The sequence below is a fragment of the Acidianus manzaensis genome (assembly GCF_002116695.1).
GTDB lineage: Archaea > Thermoproteota > Thermoprotei_A > Sulfolobales > Sulfolobaceae > Acidianus > Acidianus manzaensis.
On the sequence record NZ_CP020477.1, the window covers coordinates 2,493,296 to 2,517,295 of the forward strand.

The window sequence follows — 24,000 nt, forward strand, 5'->3', positions numbered from 1 at the left end:
CCCCTTTCTAATGCTGTAAGCTTTATCTATAACCTTTATTAGGAATCAAGAATAATTCTCCATATGTACGTTGGACAGAGAATAAAAAGAAAAGAAGATTTAAAATTAATCACTGGAAACGGAAGATACGTAGATGATATTAATATCCCAGGCCAACTTTTCTTATCAATTTTAAGAAGTAGAACACCACACGCTAAATTAAATAAAGTAGACTACTCTGATGCATTAAAACTGGAAGGAGTAGTAGGCGTAATAACTGGCTTAAATCTTACGGTAGAGAACAGACCAAGAAATTTCCCAATGGCAAAAGACGAAATACTTTACGTTGGACAACCAATTGCTGCAGTTTTAGCTACAGATAGATACACTGCAGCTGACGCATTGGATTACATAACTTACGATTACGATGAATTACCCGCAGTAATAGATCCAGAAGAATCATTAAAAAACGAGACTAGAGCTGTGGAAGACAAAAATAATGTAATTTATTCTAAAACTTACAAAGGAGGAAACCCAGAAAAAGAATACGAAAAATCTGACGTTAAAATTGAAGAGAAAATAGAAATAAGCAGAGTATATCCATCAGCAATGGAACCAAGAGGATTAGTAATTGACTATTCTCCGGACAGATTAACAATATATGCATCAACTCAATCTCCTCATTACATGAAAGCTTACTTATCCCCAGTTTTTAATACAGATATAAGAGTAATTCAAGCAGACGTAGGAGGAGCATTCGGTTCCAAACTATTTCCTTATGCCGAAGAATTCATTTCAGTCTACGCTAGCTTACAGTACAAAAGACCAATAAAGTTCATAAATACTAGAAGCGAAGATTTAATGTCAACTTACCACGGAAGAGGACAAATCCACAAAGTAAAAGTAGGAGCTACTAAAGACGGAAAAGTCAACGCAATAATAGACGATTTAATTATTGACTTGGGAGCTGCATGGCACGGAACTTACTTAGCAGACATTGCAGGAACATTAATCACTGGACCATACGATATAAAAAACGCATTAGTTAACGTATACGGAGTATTAACTAACAAAGTTCCATTAGATCAGTATAGGGGAGCAGGAAGGCCAGAAGCGGCATTCGTTTATGAAAGAATGATGGACATTCTAGCCGACGAATTAAAAATGGACCCAATACAAATAAGAAAACTAAACGTTATACAATCTACCCCTTACGTTAATCCATTTGGGCTAAAATATGATACAGGCGATTACAAGTCACTACTCTACAAAGTAGAAGAAACTTATAGAGAGATGGAAACACAAGCAGAAGAGCTTAGAAAACAAGGAAAAAGAGTTGGAGTAGGATTAACATTTTACATAGAACAAAACAATTTCGGACCTTGGGAAAGCGCATCAGTAAGAGTACTATTTAATGGAAAAGTAGAAGTAGTAATAGGAGCAGCACCTCACGGACAAGGCACTGGAACTGGAGTAGCTCAAATAGTAGCTGATGAACTAGGCGTAAATATTGACGACGTAGAAGTAACCTGGGGAGATACAGACAAATTATCAAACGGTTTCGGAACTTATGGAAGCAGAAGTTTAACCTTAGCAGGAAATGCAGCACTGTTAGCTTCTAGGAAATTAAAAGAAAATATAATAAAATTAGCAGCAGACTTCATGAATGCAGATCCAGAAGAATTAATGTATAAAGATGGAAAAGTAATAAATCCTAAATCTGGTGCATCAATGAGCTTAAAAGAAATTGCAATGAAAGCAACCTCAAATTTAGGAGGCATTTGGACTCATAAAGCAGAGCCAACACTAGAGGCTACAGCATCATTTGGTTTTGACAATTACACTTTCCCATATGGTTCTCACATAGCTTTAGTCGAAGTAACAGAAGAAGGAAAAATAAAGATCCACAATTACGCAGTAATTGACGATATTGGGAAAGTAATAAATCCTATGTTAGCAGAAGGTCAAGTAGAAGGTGGAGCAATTCAAGCATTTGGAGAAGCTACTTTAGAACAGATAATTTACGATAAACAGGGTAATTTGCTAACCTCTTCATTTTCAGACTACCTAATTCCCTCGTCCTTAGAATCCTTTAACTTAAAGTGGAATTACATAGAAAAAGGTCTTTCAGAAGCTCCAATTCCAGCAAAGGGAGTAGGAGAAGGCGCAACTATCGGAGGATTAAACGCTATTGTTAGAGGAGTAGAAAAAGCTACTGGAAAAAGGATAACAAAACTACCAATTAGTTCAGAACTATTGATTTAAAATATTTTCTCTTATCCTTTTTATTAAAGGCAATAATTTATTTTCTACAGTATTTATACATATTTCAGCATTTTCTTTCGTTATATCAGAATATTGCCCTAAGTTTCTAGAGCTTTCTACTATTACGAATTCTTTTCTATTTTCTCTTATTAGTCTTGTTATCTCGCCTTCAAAACTTGGAATATGAAAAGACAAAGATGAAAGAATTTTTCTAATATGATGAAAAGAATAATACGGAGGATCCTTCCTTAGCAGACTATAGACCGATCTTATCATTAATTCTGCCGAAATTGCGCAATTAGTGGAAGAAACGTCATAAAATGAGTTATCTAAAGCAGTCTTAGAAATAATCAAGTATCTTAAAGATCTTTCATATAAGTCCATGCTTATATTAAAGGAGATAAGGATAGTAAGCCTATTGCTATCCTACAGAATATTTACTAATTTCATTTAAACTTATAATTTCTTCTTATCATGTTTTAAAATGGAATTAAATTATAAATTTTTACTTAAAACGATCTATCTCATTTCCTAATCCACATTTTTCCTACTCTTGTCCATTCCTTCCTTTTTTCTTTGTATATTTCCATAACTTTTTCCCAAAAACTATCATCTTTTTCAATTATTTTTCCCTCTTCAATGATTTGTAGAATGAATGGATCTGAAGAGTGAAGCTTCTTCAGAAATATTTCAGTGTTCATAAATAACGCATCTACATCACTAGGAAACATATTAACTATCTTTAAGTAAAGTTGATTGTCCACTCTTTTAGGATCTTTCAGAATATCATCATCAACGTACAATACATCATAATCGCTACTTTCAGTAAAATCACCTCTAGCTCTTGAACCGAAAAGAATAATTAGCTTTGCAATTGTTCCTTTACCCAATTCATAATTTTCTTAGCACAATTTAAACATTCATATCCATCCCTTTTTGTATAATATTCGAAGGGAGCACCTTCATCGTACGAATCCGATACCTAGGTGGAATATATTGTTTGTCTTAGATAAACTAAACATTCCCTTATGTCTTCTGAAGGAGATAAAGATTCAGATAATTTTAATAGAGAATGTCCTCTTCTTTCTATACTTTTACTTTAAAGTAGACCTTTTACTGCTAGTTCAGCAGACTACTGTGAAAGAAAACATGTTAATTCATAATAATCATGGTGAAAATTGAATTCTGCCTCTTCTAAAGCCCTTTCTTCTTGCTTTATCAAATCTTCTACTCTTTCATGCTCAAGATATATAGTGAAGAAATAATAATTTAGCGTTGTTAAGCTTGAATATTTATCCTTATTTCTTTTTATTGCTTTTCCTCTTTTATATTTAGGATTTCTTTTTATTGCTTTTCCTCTTTTATATTTAGGCTTATTTTTTAGCTTCTTCAAGAATGAATTTTCGGTTTACTTTCTTGTTTAAACCAGATTTTATTATTTCGAGTATAAACATTATGGTAAAGCGCCAGTGATTTACGAATTATGTTATTATTTTATGTTCATATTATTAATGTATTACTAAAAATGAGGAAATATTTTCATTATTGTTCAGTTATAATATTCTGATTGACTTGTGAATAGTTTAACATTTTTATTCTCTATTCATTTTTTCTGAATTAAGCTCATTCCTTATTTATAGTTTAGCTATTTATTTCGAGGTACAGTATTAGATCGCATTGGTATACTTAATTTATCGACAGTAATTTTTTAAATCGAAATTACTATAAAGTTTGATGATTAATGATTACTTTACTTATCGCAAAAATTTAGAAATTTTAGAAAATGTATCAGATTCAAGTAAGTTGATCGAAACTTTGAAAAATTTTCTGGATACTAGAAATTTATCCATTTGTGCTTTTGTATCTAATAAGATTTCGCATTGGTTAGCTTCGATACAATATTCTCTTAAAGCTGAAGTAGGATACGCTATTTGGGGAGATACTGGACAGAATAAGGGCTCAGATAAGGAAACTGGCATAGAATTTAAAGGATTAATTGAAAAATATAAAAATTCAATTAACTCTTCTTTAACTTCAGATGGACAACTTGAAGAGAACTTAATAAGACCTATATTCTCAGTTTTAGTAGTAAAACATGATAATAATTACTATATATTGGGTTTCGGTTTATTAGTCTCAGTGGAATATGATCTATACAGGAATTTCAAATATTGGTCTGAAGTAGGAAATATTTGGAAGATTAGACCTAAAATCAAAATATTATATCTTGATCCTGCAATAAGAAACAATATATCAAAATTAAGCGAATTAGATTTCACTCAAACTTCTGAAGATGAGCTTTTTAAATTAATAGAGAATACATATAGAATTCCACAATCGAATAAATCTGAAGAAAGTTTAGCAATTACTACTAACCAATGTTATGAAGAGAATACTAGGAAGGGGTCTCCTTCTAAACCTTTCATTCTTTTTTATAATTTTATAAAGAGCAAAATAGAGGATGAAAAAGAAGTTCTCGAAACTCTATCTATTTATAGAAGTTTAAGTAGTGTAGCGACATTAGGTGAATCTGTAGTTATCAAACCGCATGACGTCTCTTGCAAAAGGTCTCAAGATTTACAAATACCAGAAGGTCTAATAACTTCGTTATCTTTTGACCATAATAAATTAAAAGAAATTTTAGTAAGCATAATAAAAAGTGGTAATTTACTTTTTGTAGGTCCACCGGGTACAGGTAAAACTGAATTAGCCATTAACTTAGCTAAATATGTAAGTGGTGAAAATTGTTTTATGCTAACTACAGCTAATTCATTATGGTTCAGAAGGGATGTTATTGGCGGTGAAACATTAATTAATGGAAACGTTGCATGGAAAAGCGGAATATTTATTAAAGCTTATAATAAGGCATATGAAAGTGATTCAGAGTTTTTTGCAGTTATAATTGATGAAATTAACAGAGCAGATGTAGATAAAGCATTTGGAGAATTGTTTACTGTATTTTCCAGTAGTGACCCAGAAAATTGGTTAATACCTAATAACCTACTTGATGAAATTTGCAGTTATAGTAACAGAGATAAAGAAGCAGAAAAGTTCTTAGAATATTATTCTAAAGCTAAAGATAAACCTCTTAAAAAAATAAGGATTATTGGAACGATGAATTTGATGGATATGCGTAATTTATTTAGTATAGGTGAAGCTTTAGTAAGAAGATTTTCCATAGTTAACTTTGAATATCCTAGGGGAAGTGAAGATGTTACTGATACAAAAGACGATAAAATAAAGGAATTTATATCATGTTTGAGAGAAAAATTCAATCAAGATAGGAGTGGATTACTCTTCAATATATCTCCAGCATCAGTTAGAAAAACACTATCTATATACACACAATTAAAGCCTGAGGAAAAAGATCTGCAGACATTTAGTGATATATTAAGAGGAAATTTAGGAACATTAAACGTTAAAATCTTAGAAAAATATGATGAATTTTCCAGTCAATGTTTAGAAAGGATGGGCGTATCTAAATGAATAGACACGAAAAGTTAATAACGAAAGTAGGCAAATATTATTTTCTGTATAAGTCGAAAAAAATCGATAACATAGATTCTATATTTAGAAGTAATCTTACGCTAATAAATGTTGACGAAATAACACGAAGTTATCTTTTTCTATCTCTATTTAAATCAATAATAACAAACGTATTACGTGAATTTGAAATAGCAAAGAAAGATGAATTAACGTATAGGGAGTACACTGTAGAATATGATAGAGATGTGCATGGAGAGTTAACAGTACCACAGACAATTTCAGTTTTTCCTCAAGGGCTTTATGCTTATTATACATTTAGAGAAGGTAGAAATGCAAGAGAATATGCAATACTCAATTATTTATTGCATAGGATATATAATATTGCATCAAATTTTTTTAATAAAATAAAAAATAATGTAGAAAAGATAGAATATTTCAGAAAGAAAATCGACAGTATTAGAGTAAAATTAGATAAACTTTACAGTATTCTTGATTATTTTAAAGGAGAATATTTTAGACCTATTACAGCATATGATCCGACGTGGTTAAGGAATGTATACGAGGACTATATTATCATGGCTGATCTTGAAAAAGCTGAATTTGGTATTAAAGGGGAAGTAAAAATAGATAGGAAAACAATACTAATCTCTTTATGGAAATTATATGAAATTTATGTTTTCTTTCTATTGGCTAATTTTCTCGAAAGTATAGGGTATGAGATTTCTTACAATAATAACATTTTTGTAGCGAAAAAAGGTAATAAGAAATTAGATATTTATCTAAATTCTTCTCTTTCTTCATCTACGCTTGTAAGTGTTAATGACTTCCATGTAGAACAATTTAAAGGAAGACCTGATATTTCAATAAGTAATTCAAATTCTATAATAATAGAGTGTAAGTATTCAACAAATGTAAGCTACATTACTGCAAGTAGATTTAAAATTATGGCATATGCTTACGAATATGATCCTTTAACTGTTATTTTAGCTTATCCTGGATTAAATGAAAATGGAAATGCTATTGACATAGAGGAAGAAGCAACCATAAAACTAGATCAATATATAAGGAATAATGGATACGTTGATTTTAATTTTCGTAATGGCAAGAAGCTTTTTTTAATGATTCTTGATCCTGCTAGAGATGATATTGAAAATATTAAGAATATAAGGAGAATTTTTGATAACTATCCAAATCTTAAAAATTTTATTTAATCATTTTTAAAGTATGTAAAAACTTGTTTTTGTATTAAATCTTTATAAAGATATCTTGATAATTGAAATTTAATATCTTATGTTATCTTTAGTTATAACACATTCTCTCATCCAATTCTAAAGCACAGTTTCTCTTCCTCAATCGTTTTTAAGGTATAGTTTGAGTATATACTATGTTAGAAGTTAAAATTAGAAGAGCCTTACCAGAAGATGTAGAGAAGATCTTTGAATTATATAATTCATTATCTGAAGACGATCTATATTTAAGATATTTTCATTATTATAAACCAACATTAGATGAAATGAAGACATTAGTTAAACAGAGCGATCATATTACACTAGTTGCTGAAAGTGATGGAAAAATAATTGGAGAAGGAACATTATATAATGATGGTGAATTTTCGCTAGTAGTTGCTCAAGAATTTAGAAAGCAAGGAGTTGGCACTGAAATTGTGAAAGCTCTTATTGAAGAAGCTAAAAATAAAAAATTGAAGAATGTTCGATTTTACACTTTACCCGAAAATGAACCAATGATAAGAATAGGCAAAAAGTTAAATTTCAAATTAAGCATAGATGAAGATGAAGTTTATGGAGAACTAAAACTTAGCTAACTTCTAAAACATTAGATGTTTATTATTTACATATAAGAGTTAGAGTACTTAAGATGCAAATCCTCTCTGAGTTTTTACCTAGTTTAATAGATATGTCTTCCTTAAATCTCTCGTATTATTAATAGTAAGAATATTACATTTACAGTTGTATTTATTTGTATCACTAGATAAAGCTTAGGCGTAGAGGAATTTATTCTTTCTTAGTTAGAGCATATATTAGATCTAAAGCTTATATCCTAATTATATTTATTAGTGGATAAATTATGTTATCAGAGTTAATGGATTCCTTTTCAGCATTCATAGAGCATAATGATAAGATCTCTCGTAAATTTCCCAGAGAAGTAATAGACAAAATGGAACATTATTCAGAAAATAAATATTGTCAAATTTTAGAAATTGGAGAATTTTGTGTTAAGGCTTTGACTAACCCTTTAAATGAGGATTTTATCAAGACTATTTCAGAAGAATACAAAAAGATGAAGGAAGAGTTTGATATTTATAACTCTATTGTAGAACACAATACTACAATCGGAGAGTATAAGAGATTAGTAGAAAATAAATTGGGAAAGCTAATTGACGAATTGAGAATAAATTTAGACAAATTTGCTGAAGAAGTTAAGGAGTATTCTGGTGATTTCATTATTTCTTATTATAGTATTTATCTTCATTTCATAACATGTCTATATTTTATATTGGACGAATTGAAAATTACAAACTATAACATAAAAACCGTGGATTCACCTAAGGAGAGAAAACTAATTAATTTGATAAGCTTTACAGTATTTATTTTTGCTATACCTATAATTGCATATATCAAAAGGAAAGAGATTATGGAAGAAATAACATCATTACAAGGTATAATGTTGTACTTTCTGGCTAAAGATAAAACCTTTGTAAATCCTAACTCTTTTGGTCATAAAATTTTTCAAGCTATTTTTAATGGATGATATTTAATAGACGCAAATATCATCTTTTCGTTATCCGCAAAGGAATAATTATAACTAAAAATACCACATAGGTTATAAATGGGAAGCAAGTCAAAAATTTCGGAAGAACAATTAAAGAATTAGCTTAAATCTTTTCAGATTTTTCACTTACCAAAAAGATCTTAATTAAAAAATTAAGGCTAAATTAGAATTTTCAAATATATCAGGAAGGAAATATTTGACGAAATAAAAAGGAATGCGAGAAAATGAGATTTAGAACTACTTAGAGCCTGTAATTACTCAAGTTAGCAGTAGTAAATACTTTATTCTTGGCGTAAATAATAAAGCGATATAGTTAAGAATAAGTTGAAATGAGTAGAATAAAAGTTCAAAGACAAAAGAGGAGAGCGCTAGATTTTCTAGCTGATGCTAAGATAGATCTTAGCAGGGGCTCATATGATATAGCAATTTTCAATGCTGAAGAAGCGCTTCAGCTTTATTTGGAAGCTGTAATTTTTGAGTTATTTGGAGCTGAATTTAGATCTCATTATGTTAGAGCGTTATTATCTCGATTATCACAATTGCTAAAAAATAATAATTTTGAAGAATTATCTAGAAGAATTGATAATATTTCTATAGAATATAGAAGTTTGTTAATTAGTCTTGAAGATTCATATACTGAAATTAATGGAGATATGGATTATGATGAACTTCAAGCTAAGGAATCTATAGATATTGTAGAAAAGATTATAAATGAATTAGAAAATATTTCGAGCAGTGTCAAGCTGGGTAAAGGATAAATTTGCGCATTTACGTAGATGGAAAGAATACGCTACAATGATTTTTAAGTCAGCTAAAGAAATTAATCCTAACGTTAAAGTATTAGTTTTTGGTGGTGTAGCAGAAAATAGGATAACTGTTTTAAGCGATATCGATATTCTAGTTATTTTCCCTGGAACTCTGTCTAGTAAGGAGCGTTTAGAATTAAAGGTGAAAATTATGGAAAACGTAATGGATAAATATGGTTTACCTTTTGATGCTCCAGTGGAAATTCATGTAGTTGATGAGGAGAAGGCTAAGGAATATTTCAAGCATGCAAAAAATGTTATTGAAATAAATTAACTTAATTCCTATTCAAAGCAAGCTAATTATAATCTGAACTAGTTATAAAAAATCTAACCATCACTTTACTGATAAAGTAGCATTAATCTGGTGGAATTTCTTTGAATGCTAAGTCAATTTCTAATCCTTTCCTTTTATTTATATACTTAGATACTAAATATATTATTGCTCCAACTATGAATGATCCTATTACGAAAGCTAGAGTTATTGGATCTGGCTGTCCGTTAGGATAAGTGAAGTCGAACGCTGGATTTATTATAGCTTCATATGTTAGAAAAACGAAATATCCTGCTGATATTGCGGAAATTGGAATGATAGCTTTTCCGAAGGAATCACGATTCTTATATCCATATAAAAATCCTGCAATGCTTACTGTGAAGAAGTATATTGGACCTATTACTGTAGCTCCGTATAAAGAAGTAGCTCCGGATATGGAGATAACTGGTAAAACTAAGAAAGTTAAAGTTAAAGCTAAGTCGAAGATGTGAGTGTAAACTGGAGATCCTGCTCTGTTTAGCCTGGTAAATATTTCTGGGAATATTCTATCAAAAGCCATCGCGAAGATGTATCTGGCAAAAAATATTACTCCATAAGCTAATACTGCAAATTCCCAAAACATTAATCCGATTCCTATTATCCATTGAATTATTTGATTAGACGTTAAACCCAATGCAACAGTCCAAAAAGTGTAAGTAAATCCATTATTTATGAATTCATAATTTGTAAACGAATAACCTCCACCTATGTATAAAAGTAAAAATCCTAGTGTAACAATAAAGGCAGTTGCTAATACTGGAATAAATATTCCATATTTTAGGTAAGCAGGCTTCTTTAACTCTGAGCCAACTGCAGGAACGGCCTGAATCCAAGGATAAGTAAATATAGCTAAAAGTGGTAAAGATCCTAAAGTAGCGTAAATACTAAAAGGTGCTACAGAGTAATGAGAAGGAGGAGTTATTCCTTCTACTGTAAGGAAATGAGATATTGAAGTGTGGAAATGTGGTAAATTAATTCCAATTAAAATCATTGCTAATGCAGTGCTTATTAATGCTATAATTCCTGATATCGAAACTAAAGTGAATCCCCATTTTGATTTGAAAATATTGATTAATACGATAAAGGTGAATAAACCTGCTCCTAAAACATAAGAATAGATGGATGAAGTCAAAGTACTTGAAATAGATACTAGAGAAGGAATTCCGTCTAAGCTTCCTATTGTAGAGAATACACTGCTTACTGCAGAGGAAAAGAAAAACGCTGTCAAAGCAAAAAACGCTGTTGATTCTATCATTAAAGCGAAAGCCATAATTCCTCCTAAAGGTCCATTAATAATTCTAGAAATCCAAACGTAATCTCCACCGGTTCTAGCAATTTTAGAGCCAAGAAAAGTGTAGACTATGATCTGAGGTATAGCTAAAATTAATCCAATTATAGCAGCTAGCCAAATTAATGCTCCAGGGTAAATATATGGTGATATTGAAGTAAATAGTGCAACGCCAGCAGGCATGTTAGCCATATTGAGCATTATCGCGTCGGTAAGAGAAACTTCCTTTTTTAAACCTGAGGATTCTCTTACAAAAATCTTACTTGACATATAAACGTCTAATTAAACCCTGTTCTTAAAGTTGTCTAAGAGAAAAAAATAGTAAAAAGTTTTAGAAAATAAAAACAATAAATAAAAAATATTCACTAAAGATAAGAGAACAATATGAGAAGTATATATAAGTTTTACGTAAACAGATAATAATCTTTTAGATCTCCTTAATTTCTTTTTCATTGCCGAATATAAAAGAGGAGACTTATTAAATAATGCAATACCAATATTTATAGAAATGTTTTATTGATTTTTCTTGTATTGCTTGTTGAACACGTACTTAGCGTTATCTTTTTGAATAACTGCTAATTTTTAAGTTATACAATATTTCGCACAAAAATAAGGCTATTACATTTGTACAAATTTATCTGCTCTTACTTCCTATTATTCAAATTTGATTAGAATTTCTCTATATAGTAGTATATACTTTACATCAATTCTATTCTACTATATAATCTAAATTGAGAATTCTTAAATATTTATATTTTGTCAAATAAGGCGAAATGAATATAAAAGATATTTTCAAACCACTAGATGAATCTAATTTCAATATATATCACTTTAGAAGTTTACTAATAACTAGCTTAGGAATGTTTACTATAAGCTATAATACGACATTTGTATCAATAGAATTAGATACCTTATCTAAAATCTTTCATGCTTCTGGTTTACTATTCGTTTTATTAGGAACAGCATCATTGTGGACAGCTATTGCAGGAGCATTAATTTTTGGTTTCATTTCAAACTTTAAAGGAAGGAAAGCAGTGTATGGTTTTGAATGTCTCTTTCTTGCTATAGGTTCATTACTAGGAGCATTTACTACGAATGCAGTAGAATTAGTAATTACACAAATGATATTTGGTATAGGAATAGGAGGAGATTTCGTCCTTTCGCCAATAGTGTTGGGAGAATTTTCAGAAATGAGGGACAGAGGAAAACTATTAGCTTTTGCAGTAGGAGTTACTGGACCTATTGGAAGTATAGCAAGTGCAGGAACTACATTACTTTTAACGTCATTGAATGTACCTGCAGATTTGAGTTGGAGAATAATACTAGGCTTAGGCGCAATAATTCCAGGATCAGTCGTATATTTAAGGAGAAAAGTACCAGAATCTCCAAGATATTTAGCTAGGATAAAAGGGGATCTAAAAGGATTAGAAGAAGAAATTAAGAGAGTAACTAAAAAAGAGGTCAATATAGCTGGAGATATAGTAGATAAAACTCCAGTTCTTTTCTACTTTACGAAATATGCTAAGTACATATTCATAGCTGGAATATTATGGTTCTTAGATCACATGGTAAATCCAGGTGGAGTATTTGAACTAGCACTAGTAGCTTACCCTATAGGAATAAGGAATTTAGCATTGTTTAGCTTACTAATTACAATAATAGCATCAATACCAGGTGGAATCTCTAACATGCTATTAGTGGATAGATGGGGAAGAAAACCGTTGGAAGCATTAGGCTTTGTAGGAATGGGAGTAGCGTTAGTACTTTTCTTTTTACTAAAAGGCGTATTACTAAAATCTCCTATAGCTTTAACACCATTATTAGGTGCAATAATATTAGGCGGATATCATTATTTCCATAATCTAGGCCCAGCAAATATAAGTGCAGCAGGTACGTTTAACGTAGAATTAACTCCTACAAAGATAAGAGGTATAGCTTCTGGCATAACAGTTGCAATAGATAGAACAGGAGCATTAGCTAATTCAGCAATATTTCCATTCTTAGATTCAAATTTTGGTTTAGGAGTAGCTGTTGGTATAGGAGGATTTTTAGGAATACTAGCTGCAATAATAACTCTTCTAATTGTTCCAGAAACTAAAGGGAAATCGTTAGAAGAGGCAAGTAAAGAAGATCAAATATCTGCTTTAGCTAAAGAAGAAAAGGAAAAAACAAAATAATAAGCAATTAACTAAGTAATTTCTTTTTTCTGTAGTAAATGCAATAAAGTTTAAATATTTTTTGTTCTCTATTACGATTATGGATTATGGAATACTTTTGTTCATTTTTATTATTTTTATTGCAATCATAATAGGGATTATCTTTTATTATTCTAGAAAAATTTCTCTATTAAATAGAAAGATTCAAGAAGAGTATTCTCGAGCACAACAACAAGCTCAATTATCATTCAATTCTTGGGTTCAACAATACTCTCAACAATTAAGAACGCAAATGGAACAAACAATAAAGCAACAGTACGAAAATATTCTAAACCAGTGGAAAATGCAAACTGAAGAACAGATAAGGAGAGATGCTATTGAAAGATCAATAAACACGATACTAGGTAAAGTAGGAGAAGAGTTTTCTCCCGTTTTTCTAGCAGAAAAGTATAATGTTAATTTGAAAGATTTTAGGCATTTAGGATCACCAGTAGATTTTATAGCATTTAAAGGTCTTTCTGATGAAGCAGATCCAGAAATAATATTTATCGAAATAAAAAGTGGAAAATCTACTAGGTTAACTGATAGAGAAAGAAAAATTCAAGATGCAATAAAAGCTGGAAAAGTTAAGTATGAAGTAGTTAATATTAATGATTTAATTGGTGAAGTAAAAGAGAAAATATTAAAAGAATAAGTTATACAATTAAATGCTTTTAATCTATATTTTTGATGTGTTTTCTTCTTTATTAGTTTTATCTTTAGTCAACTTAGATTTAACGTGCTGTAAATTACTCTAGGAACTATGAAATATTTAATAGTATAGCATAAAACTCATAATATTCTTAGTTACTTTTTATTTAAAGACGTAATATTATGTATTCTTTATAACATATATATTTATCCTTAAAAAGGTTCACTACATAAAGAATAAAAAGTTAACACATATTTGTTGTAATTCTTAAAAACTATTGAACAGTTTTTTACACTATTCTAATATATTAGTTTATATTACTTAATGGTAATATTATATAATACTCATGTTAATCAATAACTAATAAGTTTATAAGTTGAGCTATAAGCCTTAACAATAAAACATTAAAAGTTAGTATTTAAATTTAAGTCACTATTTATAGTATTCTTTGTTTAATAAGTAAATAGATAGAAAATAGTAAAAGTTTTTAATATAAAATTAGTGTTCATAAATTCTCTATGTATAGTTGATGACTTATGTGGACTAATATTTAGAAGGTATTAACTAGGTAAAGCCAATATGTTAAAAAGTTTTAATTAATCTTATTATTATTTTCTAAGATTTGTTTTATTTTTTCTAGAACTTCACTAGCTTTAGGAACTTCTACTTCGTAAGTCTTGTTATCAGTAAATATCTCTATAGCATAGTTTACTATATATTTATTTGAAAAAGGAGAATACGTAAATCTAGTAGCTTTTATATCTGCGTTTTTAACTTTGTTCCAAGGAATATGATATTTTCTTATTTTTCTTATGTAAATTCCAGTATCAGTAACAATTATGCTTCCCTTTTTTATAACCAAAAAAAGGAGAATAAAAAATAAGATCATAAGGAAGAAAGAGATATCGAATATTACATCTAATACTATACTGTTGCCTAAGATAGTAACCAAATATATAGAAATTATGAAGACCAATATATCAGAAATAGTATAGATCGATATTTTTTTAAGACTAGCACCCGATTTTATTATTACATTCATATAATACTTTAATACTATGCGTTTTAAAAAATTATGTTGATTACTTCATGTCTTAAATTTTTTGAGAATTTTATTTATAGTACTAGAGATTATTAGAAAACATTATACACTAGAGGAAGATAAGAGCTGAAACATTTTAGTAAGTATGGTTTAAATATAAGCATTGAATAAAGTTTCGGGAGAATACTTTATTATTTTGTGTAATGAGAGATGTTAAAGATTGTGAAAGTCGCGCTCTTAGGTATTTTTGTTTTATTAATATAGTAATATTAATTCATCATTAAATTTTTTATCAATTCATTTTAAGTTTTCCATTAATAGGACATAATTCATTATTAAATATAATTTATATAATAATTAGCAAAATATGATAAATATTGAAGAGTTAAATTGCTATAACTAGATCTGAAATGCAATCTTAAATGAGATGAACATAAATTTCTAATGCTAAATTTAAACATAAGATCTAGCTAAAATACTGTGCTTATATTAGGATATACTAAGCTCAAGACTAGGGCTGGTCTTTCTATCGGGTTTGTATAACTCAAACCCGACTAATATGTTTTATATGAGGCTGTAACTAACAGTATATAGGATAATTTATTTTCCTCGTTGTTGCAGGAGGTAAGATATGCTTAAATGTTCAAGATTCTTGCAATCTAGAAGGAGAGAAAATTTTGTATAATTATTATTCTCAAACTTTGTAGAGCATGTTTCATTGAGAACTTTATCTGAGCATACGTATTATGAAGAGAATAACATTAATTTACAAATAGTCTGTATACTACAAATTTTGTGATTGAAACTAATAATTTGCTTTTCGTATATCTCATGATAATTTTAGATTTTATATAAAAATTTTAATGATAATTAAACTTCAGCTAATTGGCGTATTCTATAGATTATCATAGATATTATTAAACTAAAAATTAAATATCCTACTAATATTGCAATGCTTTCAGCTATAGTAACATTATATGATTTTTCTATTCCATTTGAGGAAACTATCTGAATAATATGTGGGGGATAATGTGGTTCAGCCACATTTGCAATTACTGTTAAACCATAAATAATTAAGAACCAAGGTTCTAATTGTAAATTTGTCATTATATCTTCTATTATAGGAAATATTATCAATAATATCAATATAGAAATAGTTATAGAAACAGAAGGATTTTTGCTTAGTGTACTAAAAAGCGAAGTGAATGCAAGTAATGATGTCATTCCTAATATAGAGAATGCAATAATTAATCCAAAATTACCCACGAGATATCCATATAAAATATATGTGGAAGATATTACTCCAAGGAGAAATACTATTACTGCAATTATTGATGAAATTAACGCTGAAAGAAATCTTGCTGTGAAAATTAAATCTCTCTTCATTGGTTGCGATAAAGTAAATAATCCTTCTCTACTAAAATCTTTACTTATTAAGTCCCCTCCAAATAATCCTGCTATAACTATAAATAAAGGAAGATAGTAGGACAAAGTAGCATCTAAAAACGTATAAGGATCAGCAGGTTTATGTAATATACGTAAAAGTACTAATATTGCATTTATATAAGATATAGCCAAAGATAACGGTAATAGTATTTGAAATCTTTTGGATCTATAATAAAATTTAAAATTAGAAATAATTAGTAATTTAAGCTCATTATTCATAACTATACACCTTACTAAATTTATCTAATAATCTAATATAACTTTCTTCTAGACTACTAGTGTTATCGCCGAAATTTTTAATGCCTAAATTTACCAATTTTTCTAAAATTTTCTTTCTATCATTATCATCACCTGAATACTCTATAACAAAAGTTCTATTGCTATCTTCAATCTGCCTAATTTGATACGCTAAAGTATTAATTAAACTTTTAACTTCTACTATATCAACTGGATAAAGGAATTCTACTCTCAATGTCTTGTTAGTGAACATATTCATTAGACTATTCTTATCTCCCTTCCATAGAAGTCGTTTCTTCACTACCATTATATAGTCGCATAACTCTTGAACCTCGGATAAAATATGTGAGGACAAAATTATTATCTTATCCTTCTTAATTTTTTTTATGATATTCTTAATTACATATATTTCTATAGGATCTAAACCATCAGTAGGTTCATCTAAAATCATTATTTTAGGATCCTGTGCTAGCAGAGCTGCTAAATACACTCTCCTCTTTTGTCCTTTTGATAAGATTCCGCATCTAGCTCTTAAATCAGGTAAATCTAATTCGTCTTTCAATTCATTTACATTAACATCTTTTCCTCTTAATTTAGCAGCAAATTCTATAAATTCTTTAACAGTTAGATAATCATATGGTTCAGGAGTTCCAACTAGAAAAGCAGTATCCTTTAAAGCCTTTTCTCGACTTTCGAAAATATCATAACCATTAATCTTAACAGTACCACTAGATGGTTTTATAAGGGTAGACATGATCTTAAAAAGAGTGGTCTTGCCAGCGCCATTGGGTCCAAGTATGCCATAGCACCCATTATTTGAGATATTGAAAGAAATGCTATCTAGCGCAATAAACTTACCAAAGTACTTCGAAATATTTGAAACTTCAACACTCATTAGAATATCATCAGCTGACCAATATTAAAATCTTTTTCCATAGAGTGTCCGGTATATTGAATAAAAATTTGAATAAACTTATAAATAAATTGAGTTTAATAAAAATCAACTATTTTAAAAATCTGTTAATCATCTTTTAAAGTAAATTAATTTGATCTGTTAATCCTTCTTTTACCTTTAGTTGAGCTATTGAAGAAATGCGTAATCTTTACTATTAAAAGATCTATGTTAAAAAGTAAATAAACGAGTTTGTCTTATTTATAACATGTCGCTATTCAGAAGAGATAACTAAACGCTGATTTTAAAAGTCAAAAATTATTCTATAATTAAAGTTTTTTAAGGCAAGGTATTAATTATTTATATATTAATTAAGAAATTATGGATTATATTTTATTTAAATCATAAAAAATCTTTATATGTTCTAAATTTTAGAAAAAATATTTAGCTTATAAAAATATTTACTGGAAATATTGAATCTTTATCCGTATATTGTATTATATATTAAATCTAAGTCATATACCATTGCATATGCGTTATAAGTTCCTATTCCAGTTACGTAATTCCATCCATACATTGCAGGGAATGGATTATATCCAGAAGTTATTGGAATCCATGGGGGTAATCCTTGTAGTGTAACGCCATCTAATTGTATTTCGCCACTATATGATATGTAGTACAATATATAATTTAGCGAACCGAATCTATGTCCAGTTAAAGCAATCATTGCTGCTGTCATTGGTGGACCACCACTAGTACCAAACCAATATTCTAAAGTTCCATTAAATATCATAGGTAGACCAGAACCATATTCAGTAATATTATATCCTGCATCAGAGACGAAGGCTATATCGGGATACTGTCTCATGAAAGTTAGAGTACCTGGAATCAGCGAGTTCCATTCATAAGGTTGATAATAGAAAACTTCACTATATCCTCCAGTACTATAATCCCAGCCACTTACGTTTATAACTTGTCCAGTAGCGCTAACATTAACAAAAATGCCTCCTACAGCAGTTACTAGTGGATCACTAGCTGGATACCAGAGAGTATTTTGATATAATGTTAAATCATCTATAGGTGGAAAATCAGTATCATAGCCCCAATCTCCGGAAGCTGCCAATACTGATATTCCTTGATCAGAAGCTTGAATCATTAAGTTATTTATAGCGTATAACATTACTGGATCATAAGCTCCTAGCAATGATTCTGGAGCTTCAACTGATACTGACATAACATTTGGATTAATGTAATTTATCATGTAATAGAATTCATAATAATAATTAAGTAAATTACCAATCATTGAATTTCCTCCTACATATCCATTACTAAACACTAAGTATATGTCAGCAGCAGGTGCTAAGACTCCAGACCATTCAGAATCCATTACATTTTCAGCGCTTTCTCCTTCACTTACGTTATTACCAAAACTTATTATATTTAAACTTCCTGTTCTTGGTACGATACTGTACTTGTTCCAGAATTGATATATATCTGAAACATTTACATAGCTTTCTGGCTCTCCTATTATACCTATTTTAGCTCCTTGACCTAACTGCCCATTTTTGTATAACTTTGTAAAATTAAAGTAGTTAGCTATAATAGATGGCGTTACAGTCACACTTGAGATTAGTGGATTTTTTTGTACTAATTGGAAATTACTTTGATATAACATTGGAGATATTGCTGGATCAAGACTGTCAATTCCTATAATTCCTAAAATATGTTTACCTATATTATAGGGAACTGAAGGTGTTACATTATTAGCGTAATAGTAGAATGGAAGAAATGTTAGCAGTCCAGGTTCATCATACCAGAAAATCTCTCCAGTAGGATAATAATAGATATTAATATAGGTATTTAATGCATTTTCTATATCTGCTACTGTTCCTTTGAAAATTAAAATTAGACCATAACTTCTTACGAACGAGATCCCATAGGATTCCATGTATGAAATTACTGAATTTATATATGATGAAGATGGGTAATAGTACTGTCTAAATTGAGCTGGAGACATAAAAGGAGCTACATGGTTCACTATTAATTGAGTATTTTGTAATAGAGATGTATAATTAGTAAAGTTTAGAATTACAGCAAATTCAATAGTTTGAGAAGCATTTAGAGGTTCTATGTATTCTGATTGAGAAATTAGTGAATAATATGGTGAATTATATTGAAGGTAATATGGCTGTGAGAATCCAGAGGTAGTTGAGATTATGTTCGTTATCGGTAAAACTAAAATTAAAGATATTATTATTACAATAACTCTTTTTTCCATATATTATATAAAGAAAATTAGTATTTAAGATTAATGTTTATTTATTCTATTTAGTTGCTTTGCGGACAATAAAAGCGATAATGATAATAATTGATACTAATGCTACTACACCTGTTAGTAGAAGTTTAGTTTTTAGATATACAGAATCATGAGATGAAGTGGTAGGTAATCTAGGAGTTGTGAAAGACGAAGATTGAACATTTGTAGAATGAGTAGTTGTAGAATTTTGAATACTTGTAGAAGTATGGGTAGTTGTAGAAGTATGAGTAGTAGTTTGAGTTACAGGAATGCTAATTTCATATAATTGAAAAGAAATGTTAACTGAACCTAAACTGTCCGAAGCAAATTCCTGCATTTGAACTAGCAAACCAGAACTATTATCTACCCATAAATTTACATACCCTTCTTCATTACTTTTTGTTACGCTTTCTTTAGCTAGATATGTATAAAAAGTCCCTGCATTAGTTGTAATCTTAGCTTTAGTTGAATTCTTAGATAAAGCTTGTAACGTTTCATAGTTTACTGAAGGGAACTTAAGCGTAGAATTATAGCTAACAGTATAAGTACCATTATTAACGTATACTAACAAAAGTTTTTGTGGATTAATATTATTTTGTTTTAAGAACTGAAATATGTTACCATATGATTCTACTGTAAATGTAAAATTATAACTAGAATAATTTATTATATTGTAGATAACAAATCCAGATTTAAATTCCTTTATAAGGCCATCGAATCCTGATATACACATATTAATTTCATATGCCATTTCTCCACCTTTAATGACATAACTAGGTTTCTCATTTAAAGCATATGATGAGAAGTACAAAGGTGAAATAATAGCTAATCCAATTAGCAGTAAAACGATAATTCCTAATTTCACGTTATATCCCCATGAAAAATGCTCACTACATTGTTTTTATCCTCTACACTTATCTGCACATTTACAAATTTATTCTTTTTATTATCGAACATTATTATTAGCTTAAGTATTTTATTATTCTTCTTATTATCTATTAATTTATAATAATCGATATTCTGCTTATTTTGTAATCTCTTCCATATTGTAGTATAATCTAAACTATAAGGAATTATGTTATATTCTACTAATATTTTGAGGATTGCTTCAATTTGCCTGTTAGGAAAATATTGAGCTAATATACTAAGAAAGTAATTGAACTCCAATGGAGCTTTTAGAATCTTTTTTCTTTTTCTATTTTCGTCTTCAAGCAAAGTAAACCATTGTTCAAATATATAATAAGGAAAAGTTATGTGATAAACAGCTATGTTACTATTTTTTTCTCCATTGGTTTTTTTGCCCATAATAACTTACCCTATTTATTATTACTTACATTAAAGTATAATTTATAAATTTTGCTATTCTTTAAGCTAATGTATATAATTGCTGGATATAGTTAAAGAAAATAAATTCTATCTTTAATTTTAGATATAATCACAAAACTCAAATCTCTAACCTAAATTATCTATTTAATTATTTTTATACAATTATTATCATAGCTTACTTAGTGTGTGTACTATGAATACTTTGCGTTAGTTCTACGAATGGTTCTGATTGGGAGAAAAACTTCAATTTTCAAATACTTCATACACTATAGTTTTATTAAGAAAAATACTTGCATCAGCCTAAATCTCTAGAAAATATCGTTCACTGTTACATTTATAAACTAAGAATTTCATAATACCCTATCTAACTCAAGGATCATATAAATTGCAAAATATTTGATTTAATGATTATTAAGTATTTTATATTAGTCGAAAGTTTTTAACAAGTATCAGACTTAGTATTTTTGGATAAGGCAACTAGTCTGTGTAATATTTGATTACTTAACGCTTATTCTACGGATAGTCCTATTTGAGAGAATAGCTTAATTTTCAAATACTTCACAAACTATAGGACAGCAATAAATATATCAAAAATAGTTTCATTACTTTACCTAGGTTAGTACTTTAAGCTCTCTTTAACTAACTCTTACTATAATTCTTATTACTAGTCCAATATTTTCTTATGGAATAGCCAAATTCTCATAAATAAGTATTATGAAAGAATATTTAGATTAAAGTATCAGATAGATTTATATAGACTTCTTACTTTTGAAAGTGTAGACATTAAATACAAAGATATTCTCTTTTTCTATATAAGTTTTCTATTTGCCTTTTCATGAAAAACTTTATTTCCTTAATGCAAACGAAGATCTAAATCTATTCTAATATCTAAACTGATAAGTCTCACTTTATAAAATAATTATAATTTTATTAATCTATTTAAATTGGAAAATGATTAGTACTAAATAATATAACACTTTAAGAATGTTAAATATTTTAATATCGCTAGAAAAGATTATATAATAAAAAATAAATTATGATTTAAATTTCATATTTTTCCTTATAAACGATGTGTAAATACTCCTAATCTTAATTAATTATAAGAGACTAAGTAGTGGAGCTTTCTGATATTATACGATAGTTAACTGCTTAATTCGAGAATCGAAACTGCATACAACATTCAAGCAGTTAGGATTTTCTTAATTAATCCAAAATATAAGAAAGAAAAAAAGAAATATCTTTATCTTTTTATGCAGCTAATGATTGAAGTAGACTTGTTAAGAGACTTAATACTGCTTGTAGTAGTTGTTCTAATAGTTGCAATAATACATTTAGTATGTCTCCTAAGGCTGATTCTGCCATTTTTGGTCTAATTATTCTTAATTAGTAAGACATTTAAATACTTTATGTCATCTGAAGATGTTTAATTATTGATATTTAATATAATTTTTTAAAAAAATTCTAGTTATCTATTGACAACTATTAAGACTTATTCAATAGAGATGGTATAGTTAATAATAACAAGGATGACGATTAAATGAATAATTATAATAATTTCCATACTAATTCGAGCTATTTCTGTCTAAAACTATTGTAAGCTAAGTTCTTAATAACGTAAACCATAACTATATTACAACTGTATTCTTTTCTATAATTTCTATAATACTTATATCTATTTTTTATATTTTCAAATAAGAAACGGTATTATTGATAAGAAATGTTTTTATACTGCTGATTGTATTTATGGTTGAGAGAAAATGTTCTTTATAGAAAGTTTGTTAGGGCTAGATTCGGCGTTAAATGGCTTGTTGACGTCGTTAGCATCGTTGTTGCAAAATCTTTTAGAGTTAGTGGTTCAACTCTTGCAGACTCTACTGGGAGCGTTAGCAAGCCTGTAAATTAAGAGAAATTTTTTATTTTTTTAATTAATATATTTGTATTTTATTATTATTTATGATTAGTAATATATCATAAAAACTGCAATTATTTAATTTTCGTTCTTAAAATTAATTATAAAAATTCCTTTGTATTAGCTAAGTATTCATTTGATAATATGTATATGTTAGTATGTGTATAATGTTTTTATGATAAAAAGTAAAAATTAAGTTTAATTTCCAAAAAGTTTTAACTAAATCAACAATCCGATGACGATTTCATAGAAGTTTATAAGGTAGTTATATGGTTATTATTAATAAATGAGATTACTAAATGGGTTATCGATAGAATATATTATAAATCTTAAATTTAATGCATCATTCTTAGATAGAGAATATTCTGGTAAGGTTAGGTACTATATTCTAGATATGGATGAAAATAAGATAAAATATAAAGTAGATACTGATGAAGAATTATTAATAGCAAAACAATCATTTAAAACAGATTTAGAAAAAATATTATTAATGAAAATAGAACCGGGAGAGTATGAACATAATTTATCTCAAAATTTTGGAAGTGGATTTCCTATTTTATCGAAAAAAAATATAAATATAATTAAAAATAACCAGAATATTAAATTAAATCCATCTACAATGTTTCCTAACTTTCCTTTAACAATAACAAATTTTGATACTACTTTCGTAGATGTTATTTGCCAAGCAGGAAAGATCAGAAGTTATAAATTTTCTATAACAGGTAAAAAAGATTTCGTAAACTTATCCGTGGATATGTATTTTGATGTGGAAAGTGGAATTTTAAGTAGATTAAACGAAAAAGGAAAAATGATGCTAATTAAATTGAATATAGAAAATGAATTATATAGAATCACGCCAAGTTAGAATTATTAGTCCTATAAAAACAAAATAAAATAAAACCATTAGAGTCATCAAACCTAACAAATCTTATCTTAAGTAGCTTGTGAATGAAGAAAGTTAATGTCTGGTATACGGATATTTTCTTTTTACTATAATAATTTTGTGATAAAATAATTTATAAATTGAATCACGAAAATATTACTATATTTTAAAATTTAATTTCTTAAAAGAAAAAAGAAA

General features: G+C 28.6%; 20 protein-coding genes. 10 read left to right on the forward strand and 10 right to left on the reverse strand.

All coding sequences use genetic code 11. From position 1 onward, the window contains the following. The first annotated feature begins 63 nt into the window (after positions 1 to 63). Positions 64 to 2,244 carry a glyceraldehyde dehydrogenase subunit alpha gene (gene cutA, locus B6F84_RS12965; protein ID WP_148692632.1) on the forward strand — a complete coding sequence of 727 codons (2,181 nt, stop codon included), beginning with the start codon at positions 64 to 66 and terminating at the stop codon, positions 2,242 to 2,244. Here cutA and B6F84_RS12970 read toward each other — a convergent pair. The 3 genes from B6F84_RS12970 to B6F84_RS14135 form a co-directional block, all read right to left on the reverse strand. Continuing rightward, positions 2,233 to 2,628 (reverse strand): HEPN domain-containing protein, encoded by a 396-nt coding sequence (locus B6F84_RS12970; protein WP_148692633.1) that lies wholly within the window; start codon positions 2,626 to 2,628, stop codon positions 2,233 to 2,235. The genes cutA and B6F84_RS12970 overlap by 12 nt on opposite strands. A gap of 140 nt (positions 2,629 to 2,768) precedes the next feature. Beyond that, positions 2,769 to 3,134, reverse strand: a complete 366-nt coding sequence (locus B6F84_RS12975; protein WP_236748976.1) for a nucleotidyltransferase domain-containing protein — start codon at positions 3,132 to 3,134, stop codon at positions 2,769 to 2,771. Positions 3,135 to 3,376: 242 nt separating this feature from the next. Continuing rightward, positions 3,377 to 3,637: a HEPN domain-containing protein gene (locus B6F84_RS14135; RefSeq protein WP_236748977.1), complete on the reverse strand. Its 261-nt coding sequence runs from the start codon at positions 3,635 to 3,637 to the stop codon at positions 3,377 to 3,379. A gap of 341 nt (positions 3,638 to 3,978) precedes the next feature. Here B6F84_RS14135 and B6F84_RS12985 point away from each other — a divergent pair, with 341 nt between their 5' ends. The 6 genes from B6F84_RS12985 (at position 3,979) to B6F84_RS13010 (ending at position 9,600) form a co-directional block, all read left to right on the forward strand. Further along, the gene (locus B6F84_RS12985; protein ID WP_148692634.1) at positions 3,979 to 5,730 is read left to right on the forward strand and encodes an AAA family ATPase; all 1,752 of its coding nucleotides are present in this window, start codon (positions 3,979 to 3,981) and stop codon (positions 5,728 to 5,730) included. Continuing rightward, positions 5,727 to 6,941 (forward strand): hypothetical protein, encoded by a 1,215-nt coding sequence (locus B6F84_RS12990; protein ID WP_148692635.1) that lies wholly within the window; start codon positions 5,727 to 5,729, stop codon positions 6,939 to 6,941. Before B6F84_RS12985 ends, B6F84_RS12990 begins: the two co-directional genes overlap by 4 nt. 173 nt (positions 6,942 to 7,114) lie before the next feature. After that, the gene (locus tag B6F84_RS12995; protein ID WP_148692636.1) at positions 7,115 to 7,552 is read left to right on the forward strand and encodes a GNAT family N-acetyltransferase; all 438 of its coding nucleotides are present in this window, start codon (positions 7,115 to 7,117) and stop codon (positions 7,550 to 7,552) included. Positions 7,553 to 7,815: 263 nt separating this feature from the next. Then, the gene (locus B6F84_RS13000) at positions 7,816 to 8,499 is read left to right on the forward strand and encodes a hypothetical protein (RefSeq protein WP_148692637.1); all 684 of its coding nucleotides are present in this window, start codon (positions 7,816 to 7,818) and stop codon (positions 8,497 to 8,499) included. A gap of 350 nt (positions 8,500 to 8,849) precedes the next feature. Then, a complete protein-coding gene (locus B6F84_RS13005) occupies positions 8,850 to 9,278 on the forward strand; it encodes a HEPN domain-containing protein (RefSeq protein WP_148692638.1) in 429 nt (142 codons plus the stop codon). Then, entirely contained in the window at positions 9,256 to 9,600 is a 345-nt protein-coding gene (locus B6F84_RS13010; protein ID WP_148692639.1) for a nucleotidyltransferase domain-containing protein, read from the forward strand. The genes B6F84_RS13005 and B6F84_RS13010 overlap by 23 nt, the downstream gene beginning before the upstream one ends. Positions 9,601 to 9,682: 82 nt before the next feature. Here the strand turns inward: B6F84_RS13010 and B6F84_RS13015 are convergent, their stop codons facing one another. Then, positions 9,683 to 11,194: an APC family permease gene (locus B6F84_RS13015; protein WP_148692640.1), complete on the reverse strand. Its 1,512-nt coding sequence runs from the start codon at positions 11,192 to 11,194 to the stop codon at positions 9,683 to 9,685. A gap of 503 nt (positions 11,195 to 11,697) precedes the next feature. Between B6F84_RS13015 and B6F84_RS13020 the strand changes: the two genes are divergently transcribed. Further along, entirely contained in the window at positions 11,698 to 13,101 is a 1,404-nt protein-coding gene (locus B6F84_RS13020; protein WP_148692641.1) for an MFS transporter, read from the forward strand. 79 nt (positions 13,102 to 13,180) lie between these two features. Further along, a complete protein-coding gene (locus B6F84_RS13025; RefSeq protein WP_148692642.1) occupies positions 13,181 to 13,774 on the forward strand; it encodes a Holliday junction resolvase-like protein in 594 nt (197 codons plus the stop codon). Between the two features lie 589 nt (positions 13,775 to 14,363). On the opposite strand, the gene B6F84_RS13030 is transcribed toward B6F84_RS13025, so the two are convergent. The 6 genes from B6F84_RS13030 to B6F84_RS13055 form a co-directional block, all read right to left on the reverse strand. Beyond that, the gene (locus B6F84_RS13030; RefSeq protein WP_148692643.1) at positions 14,364 to 14,813 is read right to left on the reverse strand and encodes a hypothetical protein; all 450 of its coding nucleotides are present in this window, start codon (positions 14,811 to 14,813) and stop codon (positions 14,364 to 14,366) included. A gap of 870 nt (positions 14,814 to 15,683) precedes the next feature. Beyond that, a complete protein-coding gene (locus B6F84_RS13035) occupies positions 15,684 to 16,478 on the reverse strand; it encodes an ABC transporter permease (RefSeq protein WP_148692644.1) in 795 nt (264 codons plus the stop codon). After that, positions 16,471 to 17,391, reverse strand: coding sequence for an ABC transporter ATP-binding protein (locus tag B6F84_RS13040; protein ID WP_148692645.1), 921 nt, complete (start codon positions 17,389 to 17,391; stop codon positions 16,471 to 16,473). The genes B6F84_RS13035 and B6F84_RS13040 overlap by 8 nt, the downstream gene beginning before the upstream one ends. Positions 17,392 to 17,869: 478 nt before the next feature. Next, positions 17,870 to 19,666, reverse strand: coding sequence for a S53 family peptidase (locus B6F84_RS13045; protein ID WP_148692646.1), 1,797 nt, complete (start codon positions 19,664 to 19,666; stop codon positions 17,870 to 17,872). A gap of 46 nt (positions 19,667 to 19,712) precedes the next feature. Further along, positions 19,713 to 20,549, reverse strand: a complete 837-nt coding sequence (locus B6F84_RS13050; protein ID WP_148692647.1) for a hypothetical protein — start codon at positions 20,547 to 20,549, stop codon at positions 19,713 to 19,715. Further along, positions 20,546 to 20,989: a hypothetical protein gene (locus B6F84_RS13055; protein ID WP_148692648.1), complete on the reverse strand. Its 444-nt coding sequence runs from the start codon at positions 20,987 to 20,989 to the stop codon at positions 20,546 to 20,548. Before B6F84_RS13055 ends, B6F84_RS13050 begins: the two co-directional genes overlap by 4 nt. A gap of 2,216 nt (positions 20,990 to 23,205) precedes the next feature. Here B6F84_RS13055 and B6F84_RS13060 point away from each other — a divergent pair. Then, the gene (locus B6F84_RS13060; RefSeq protein ID WP_148692649.1) at positions 23,206 to 23,784 is read left to right on the forward strand and encodes a hypothetical protein; all 579 of its coding nucleotides are present in this window, start codon (positions 23,206 to 23,208) and stop codon (positions 23,782 to 23,784) included. Positions 23,785 to 24,000 lie beyond the last annotated feature (216 nt).

Coding starts and splice junctions, on each gene's coding strand:
- cutA (WP_148692632.1), top strand. CDS start 64: ATGTACGTTGGACAGAGAATAAAAAGAAAAGAAGATTTAAAATTAATC.
- B6F84_RS12970 (WP_148692633.1), bottom strand. CDS start 2,628: ATGGACTTATATGAAAGATCTTTAAGATACTTGATTATTTCTAAGACT.
- B6F84_RS12985 (WP_148692634.1), top strand. CDS start 3,979: ATGATTAATGATTACTTTACTTATCGCAAAAATTTAGAAATTTTAGAA.
- B6F84_RS12990 (WP_148692635.1), top strand. CDS start 5,727: ATGAATAGACACGAAAAGTTAATAACGAAAGTAGGCAAATATTATTTT.
- B6F84_RS12995 (WP_148692636.1), top strand. CDS start 7,115: ATGTTAGAAGTTAAAATTAGAAGAGCCTTACCAGAAGATGTAGAGAAG.
- B6F84_RS13000 (WP_148692637.1), top strand. CDS start 7,816: ATGTTATCAGAGTTAATGGATTCCTTTTCAGCATTCATAGAGCATAAT.
- B6F84_RS13005 (WP_148692638.1), top strand. CDS start 8,850: ATGAGTAGAATAAAAGTTCAAAGACAAAAGAGGAGAGCGCTAGATTTT.
- B6F84_RS13015 (WP_148692640.1), bottom strand. CDS start 11,194: ATGTCAAGTAAGATTTTTGTAAGAGAATCCTCAGGTTTAAAAAAGGAA.
- B6F84_RS13020 (WP_148692641.1), top strand. CDS start 11,698: ATGAATATAAAAGATATTTTCAAACCACTAGATGAATCTAATTTCAAT.
- B6F84_RS13025 (WP_148692642.1), top strand. CDS start 13,181: ATGGATTATGGAATACTTTTGTTCATTTTTATTATTTTTATTGCAATC.
- B6F84_RS13030 (WP_148692643.1), bottom strand. CDS start 14,813: ATGAATGTAATAATAAAATCGGGTGCTAGTCTTAAAAAAATATCGATC.
- B6F84_RS13035 (WP_148692644.1), bottom strand. CDS start 16,478: ATGAATAATGAGCTTAAATTACTAATTATTTCTAATTTTAAATTTTAT.
- B6F84_RS13040 (WP_148692645.1), bottom strand. CDS start 17,391: ATGAGTGTTGAAGTTTCAAATATTTCGAAGTACTTTGGTAAGTTTATT.
- B6F84_RS13045 (WP_148692646.1), bottom strand. CDS start 19,666: ATGGAAAAAAGAGTTATTGTAATAATAATATCTTTAATTTTAGTTTTA.
- B6F84_RS13055 (WP_148692648.1), bottom strand. CDS start 20,989: ATGGGCAAAAAAACCAATGGAGAAAAAAATAGTAACATAGCTGTTTAT.
- B6F84_RS13060 (WP_148692649.1), top strand. CDS start 23,206: ATGAGATTACTAAATGGGTTATCGATAGAATATATTATAAATCTTAAA.